Raw genomic sequence first — 5,414 nt, forward strand, 5'->3', positions numbered from 1 at the left:
GAACAATCCCCTCCTTTATGAAAAGGTTTTTATGATTCTCAGTTCATAATTCTTTTATAGTGGACCTGAAATACCTTGTTTCCGGATCATCAAGAAATGAGCCGCTAGTAAAGCAAATAATGCTGCAGGCAGGAAGAATACATGAATTGCGAAGAATCGTGTTAATGTCTGTGCTCCAACTATTGTTGGATCTCCTGCTATCAATGTCTTAAGTGCTGGTCCCATTAGCGGTACCGAATCAACAATTGTCAAAGTAACCTTTGTTGCAAATAGCGCTTTCATATCCCATGGCAGTAAATAACCTGTTAATCCTAATGCCAGCATAATAAAGAAAATTAATACGCCGACCATCCAGTTCAATTCACGCGGTTTTTTGTAAGCTCCCTGGAAGAAGACACGAAGAGTATGTAAAAACATCATAACAATAACTAGACTTGCTCCCCAGTGATGCATACCACGGACAATTTGACCGAAGGCAACTTCATTTTGTAGATAATAAACAGATTCCCAAGCGTTTTTAATGTCCGGTACATAGTACATCGTCAAGAACATACCCGACAATATTTGGATGACCGTGATAAAGAAAGTTAACCCACCAAAACAATATACGAATGCAGAAAAATGATGCGCGGGGTTAACATGTTCAGGAACCTCATGGTCAGCAATATCCCGCCATAATGGCGTAATATCTAAACGCTCGTCCACCCAGTCATATAACTTTGTTAGCAATGTTTACGCCCCCCCATGCGGTTTTAATTGACCCAAATAAAGAATTCCATCTTTCTCTTTCGTGTCATAGACATCCAAAGGTGAAACCGGTGGTGTCCCTTTCACGTTCACACCATCTTTCGTGTACCTGCCATAATGACAAGGACAGAAAAATTGATTCGGATTAGACTTATCCGTATTCCATGCTACCGTACAGCCTAAATGTTTACAAATTGGAGATAAAGCAACGATATTACCGTCTTCCATTTTATAAACCCAAGCTGTATTTGTTTCTTCAGACTCATACCACCCGTCGACCTGCTTAAAACTAAAGTCAACACGGGTTGGTTCGGTAGTCAGTTCACTTACCTTTTGTTTAGTTGCAATGTAATCCCCGCCTTTATCTGCTGATAATACTGGATCAATTGCAAACCTAACCATAGGCATCAACATACCGGCCGCCATAAATCCACCAACGCCAGTAAGTGTGTAATTAAGGAATTGACGTCGTGAAACATTATGCTTGCTCATGCGTTTTCCCCCCCTCTATTACTATACTGAGAGCCCAAAGGACCAATAAATAGCAACACTATAAAACTAGGACATTTCCATGATATCTCAATAATTTACCAAGGTCAATATTTGTAAAACCCAAAAGGTGGCAACTATGTGTCAAATAATGCGAAAAATCCTACTTTTTTTCATTTTTCCAATTATAAGTGAAAATATCAAGGATCTGGAGAACTTGCTGGTTAATCATTTCCCTGGCTTGGTTATTTTCTAGGGTTTCAAGAGGGATGGCTGGAATCCATACTAAATTATGTTCTAATTCCCGCTCTTCCTTTTTCCATTCAATATCTGATGTAAGAAAAAAAATATGTTTAAAATTATTTTCTTTCACTTTGTTGGTCCAACGCTTTAATAAATCAATCTTATCCTCCTCATCACTCAAATAATGAAAAGTTGGCATTAAAAGAATTCTTCCTTTCATCTGCTTTTCAATTTCCGAGCTTAAAATGGTAAGAAATTCATTCATTGAACCAGTTTGCTTAATTTGACTTCCAAATGTTATGGGAATCAATGGAATTAAAACCGTATCCACATACTCTTTTGACTGGATATACATATCCAGATCTTTTGCTGTCCACTTCATATTTTTTCTTCACTCCCGATTTATTAAATCAACTCCTTATCATTTTACCATTTTTTTATTACATCTTTACCATATATCTATAGTCTTTACAAAAATGTGGATTTTATCAGCGTTTTATAAAAAATAAAAACCTTTCCTGATTACGGAAAGGTCGTTTTAGTTCATCCAAGTACTTTTAATTGATTTAGTTGTTCGGTTAAGTTCTTAAATGCCTGTTCGTCATGTTTATCGAGCGCTTCATCAATTTCCTTAAGTAGACGATCCCTTTGGAAATACAGCATACTTTTTTCCAAAAATTGCTCAGCCAGCAGCTGATCTTTTTCATTTGCAGCCGTGGATTTCGGCATGAAAGGGTTATTCTCAAGCACTGCTGCGTACTGATATGAAGAATAAGCGGATTTAAAATTGAGTTGAATATAAATATCTTCATCCCGGTTTAAGCGGATATCATGAAAAGATTTCTCTGCATCGGTCGTCATAATATTGGACTTATAGAACCTAAAAGGAACCTCTTCTACACAATGTGTCGACATAATTAATCCGCGTGGACAATATTGTGCATTTTCTACAAAATGAACCTTTTTCATTAATTGATCATGACTCATTAAATAATTTAATATCCAAACACATTCTCTTCTTTTCAGTTGATAATGATTTAAAAACCACCGAATAAAATCCTTTTTCTCATTCACAGAAACAGGGGCAGCCACCATGAATTCCCTCCTCTGTCTTGATATTTTTTTATTTTCTCTTATCTACAATTCCTCTGGACTTTCACCAAGCCGTTCCAAAATCATCACATACTCATCGTTTGCTGGGTTTAGCTCAAGCAGCTTATTAAATACTTCTCTAGATGTGGTTCTGTCTCCTTCTTCAATTAAAAAGAAACCATAGTTTTCAAGAAAGTCTGGATTGTTCTTGAATGAATTATATGCTTTATGATAGCAGGTTAATGACTCTTTAAATTGTTCGGTGTGTTGATAACATACGGCAGCTATCCATTCAAACTGCGGATCATCCTCACCGTATCTTCTAACCTCGCCAATACACTCTAAGATATCTTCATATCTTTCGTGATGCATATACAGTTTCAAAAGAGTAAGTGCAGCTTCCAAATAGCCGGGATCAATGGCAAGAGCCTCTTTGAATAAATTTTCTGCTTCACTATCGAGTCCGCTTTTTAAGGCTATTTTACCACCGAAGAAATAAAGCTCCTTATTGAATTCATCAGCCTTGATACCTTCTTTGACCGTTTTCAAAGCATTTTCCAAATCTTCAAGATGTTCATAACTCTTAGCCAAGTATAAATATAGGGAATGATATTCATGATCCAATTCCTTCAATTCGATAAACTTACGCACGGCGGTTTCATAAAGACCTGCTTGAAAAGCTGTAAATGCATACTCAAATAACGTATTTATTTCGAGCCCGTCATTTAGAGCCTTTTCAAAGTACGGAAGGGCCTCCTCAAACTTCCCAGAGCTGCTTAATGCTTCAGCTAGTCGTTGATTGACATTAACTCCAGCAATTTCTTGTTCCTGTTCCAAAACCTTTATGTAATTTGCAATGGCTTCCTGGTCTCTTCCTTGATGATAGAACAGTTCACCTAGTGCAAAATCAATGATGATCTCATCTGGTAGTATTCCCTTTGCCTGCAACAATTTTCGCTCACTGACCTCATCCATCCCCTGTAATTGATAAAGGTCTGCTTCCAAAAGCAATGCACTGGGATATACTTCATCATCTACACTTACTTTTTCAAGCATTAACATCGCTTCATCTTCTTGATCCATATCAATCAAAATTTCAGCTAATGAAACAATCAATTCTCCTTCATCAGGATATAGTTCTAGTAGATGCTCAAAAAGATCTTTTGCCTCCTCTACAAAACCAAGCTGGAGCATTTCTTCAGCCAGCATCAAAATGTCCTCGGCTGACTCTGATGATTTAATTCGATTTATATGTTTAAGAGCTTCTGTTAATTCCCCTTTTTTTAAATGCTGAATAACTTGATCTACTGTGTTCATTGCTGTTTCCTTCCTTTTTGCATAATAAACTTAGTCTCTAGACAAACACTCTCACGTGATAGTGTTATATTCTCTTCCATAAAGTACAAAATGTTGCATCTAATCGTGAGGTGCATAGTAAAAACAGTATTCATTAGTTTACCATACTGCAGCCCTGTATTCCATTGATGAAATTCTCCCCCCATTCTTATTAAAAAAAGGTTAATAGTTAATTCTCCATACAAAGGTAAATCTCCTTTTTGGTGATAATCGCCTTTTTAATAATTTTAAGGAGTTATTATTAGAAAAGAGGCCGTTATGATAGCGCTTTCAACAATTCCGAGAGATTAATCTAAGAAAAAAAAAATATAAAAAAGTCTGCAGACTCTAATAAGGTCTGCAAACTTCTTTAAATCTTTACTGTATTAAATGAGTCAAATGCTCAAAAAATTGTGGATATGAGACATCAATTGCATCCGGATCCTCAAGTTCCACTTTCCCATCAGTGATCAATGCTGCTACAGCCAGCATCATCCCAATACGGTGGTCTCCATGGCTTGTAACCGTGCCACCATTTAGTGCTTTTCGTCCCTTGATAATTAAGCCGTCTACAGTCGGCGTTATATCCGCTCCAAGGATGGAAAGCTCGTTGGCTACCGTATCAATTCGATTGGTCTCTTTCACTTTAAGCTCTGCTGCGTCCTTGATCGTCGTTATTCCTTCCGCCTGGGTGGCCAAAAGTGCAATAACTGGTATCTCATCGATTAGGCGAGGAATTAAATCACCGCTGATCGTTGTTCCTTTTAAACGAGAGCTTCTGACAGTAATATCGCCTGCCGGTTCACCTTCGCTCGATTTCTTCTCGACCGTTATATCTGCCCCCATCGCTTTCATAACTTCGATGATACCTGTTCTTGTCGAATTAAGGCCCACATTCTTCAGAACAATTTCACTATTTTCTGTAATTGCAGCAGCCACCATAAAGAACGCTGCAGAAGAAATATCTCCAGGCACATGAATATTGGTTCCTTTGAACACTTGGTTGCCTTTTACTTTTATCGTTTGACCGTCTTTTTCGATTTCCCCGCCAAACTGCTTGATCATTCGTTCCGTATGATCACGAGTCTCTTCCGGTTCGACAATGATTGTCTCCCCTTCTGCCTGCAAGCCTGCAAGGAGAATAGCTGATTTGACTTGTGCGCTTGCCACAGGCAATTTATAGCGAAACCCTTGTAATTTACCACCCCTTATGAAAAGCGGCGTGTATTCGGCTCCTTTCCGGCCATCAATGTGTGCTCCCATCTGACTGAGAGGATTGACTACTCGGGTCATCGGGCGTTTAGCTATTGATTCGTCACCTACTAACACAGCCGAAAAATCCTGGCCAGCCAAAATGCCCATCATTAATCTGATCGTAGTACCAGAATTTCCGACATCAAGTACTTCACGTGGCTCCGTCAAACCATTAAAACCTTTGCCTTCAATACGGACCTGCTGCCCATCTTGTTCAATGTTTACTCCAAGCTGTTTAAAACAGGAAATAGTAC

At 38.3% G+C, this 5,414-nt stretch carries 6 protein-coding genes; all 6 read right to left on the reverse strand.

Annotation, left to right across the window (positions count from 1 at the left end; genetic code table 11):
* Nucleotides 1–54: 54 nt before the first annotated feature.
* Complete coding sequence (gene qcrB, locus AC1DUW_RS20425) at nucleotides 55–729, reverse strand: menaquinol-cytochrome c reductase cytochrome b subunit (protein ID WP_053346766.1); 675 nt, start codon at nucleotides 727–729, stop codon at nucleotides 55–57.
* Between the two features lie 3 nt (nucleotides 730–732).
* Nucleotides 733–1,239 (reverse strand): QcrA and Rieske domain-containing protein, encoded by a 507-nt coding sequence (locus tag AC1DUW_RS20430; RefSeq protein WP_053346767.1) that lies wholly within the window; start codon nucleotides 1,237–1,239, stop codon nucleotides 733–735.
* A gap of 160 nt (nucleotides 1,240–1,399) precedes the next feature.
* Nucleotides 1,400–1,861 carry a YpiF family protein gene (locus tag AC1DUW_RS20435; protein WP_053346768.1) on the reverse strand — a complete coding sequence of 154 codons (462 nt, stop codon included), beginning with the start codon at nucleotides 1,859–1,861 and terminating at the stop codon, nucleotides 1,400–1,402.
* A 161-nt stretch (nucleotides 1,862–2,022) separates the two neighbouring features.
* Nucleotides 2,023–2,574: a ReoY family proteolytic degradation factor gene (locus tag AC1DUW_RS20440; RefSeq protein WP_053346769.1), complete on the reverse strand. Its 552-nt coding sequence runs from the start codon at nucleotides 2,572–2,574 to the stop codon at nucleotides 2,023–2,025.
* A 42-nt stretch (nucleotides 2,575–2,616) separates the two neighbouring features.
* Complete coding sequence (locus AC1DUW_RS20445; RefSeq protein ID WP_053346770.1) at nucleotides 2,617–3,888, reverse strand: tetratricopeptide repeat protein; 1,272 nt, start codon at nucleotides 3,886–3,888, stop codon at nucleotides 2,617–2,619.
* A 396-nt stretch (nucleotides 3,889–4,284) separates the two neighbouring features.
* On the reverse strand, nucleotides 4,285–5,414 hold a 1,130-nt coding region (gene aroA / locus AC1DUW_RS20450), incomplete at its 5' end, for a 3-phosphoshikimate 1-carboxyvinyltransferase (RefSeq protein ID WP_477643315.1).

The organism is Peribacillus sp. P4_C12, assembly GCF_056402095.1.

What these genes read in the sequence shown, in the direction of transcription:
- AC1DUW_RS20435 (WP_053346768.1), bottom strand. Translation starts at nt 1,861, where the DNA reads ATGAAGTGGACAGCAAAAGATCTGGATATGTATATCCAGTCAAAAGAG.
- AC1DUW_RS20445 (WP_053346770.1), bottom strand. Translation starts at nt 3,888, where the DNA reads ATGAACACAGTAGATCAAGTTATTCAGCATTTAAAAAAAGGGGAATTA.
- AC1DUW_RS20440 (WP_053346769.1), bottom strand. Translation starts at nt 2,574, where the DNA reads ATGGTGGCTGCCCCTGTTTCTGTGAATGAGAAAAAGGATTTTATTCGG.
- AC1DUW_RS20430 (WP_053346767.1), bottom strand. Translation starts at nt 1,239, where the DNA reads ATGAGCAAGCATAATGTTTCACGACGTCAATTCCTTAATTACACACTT.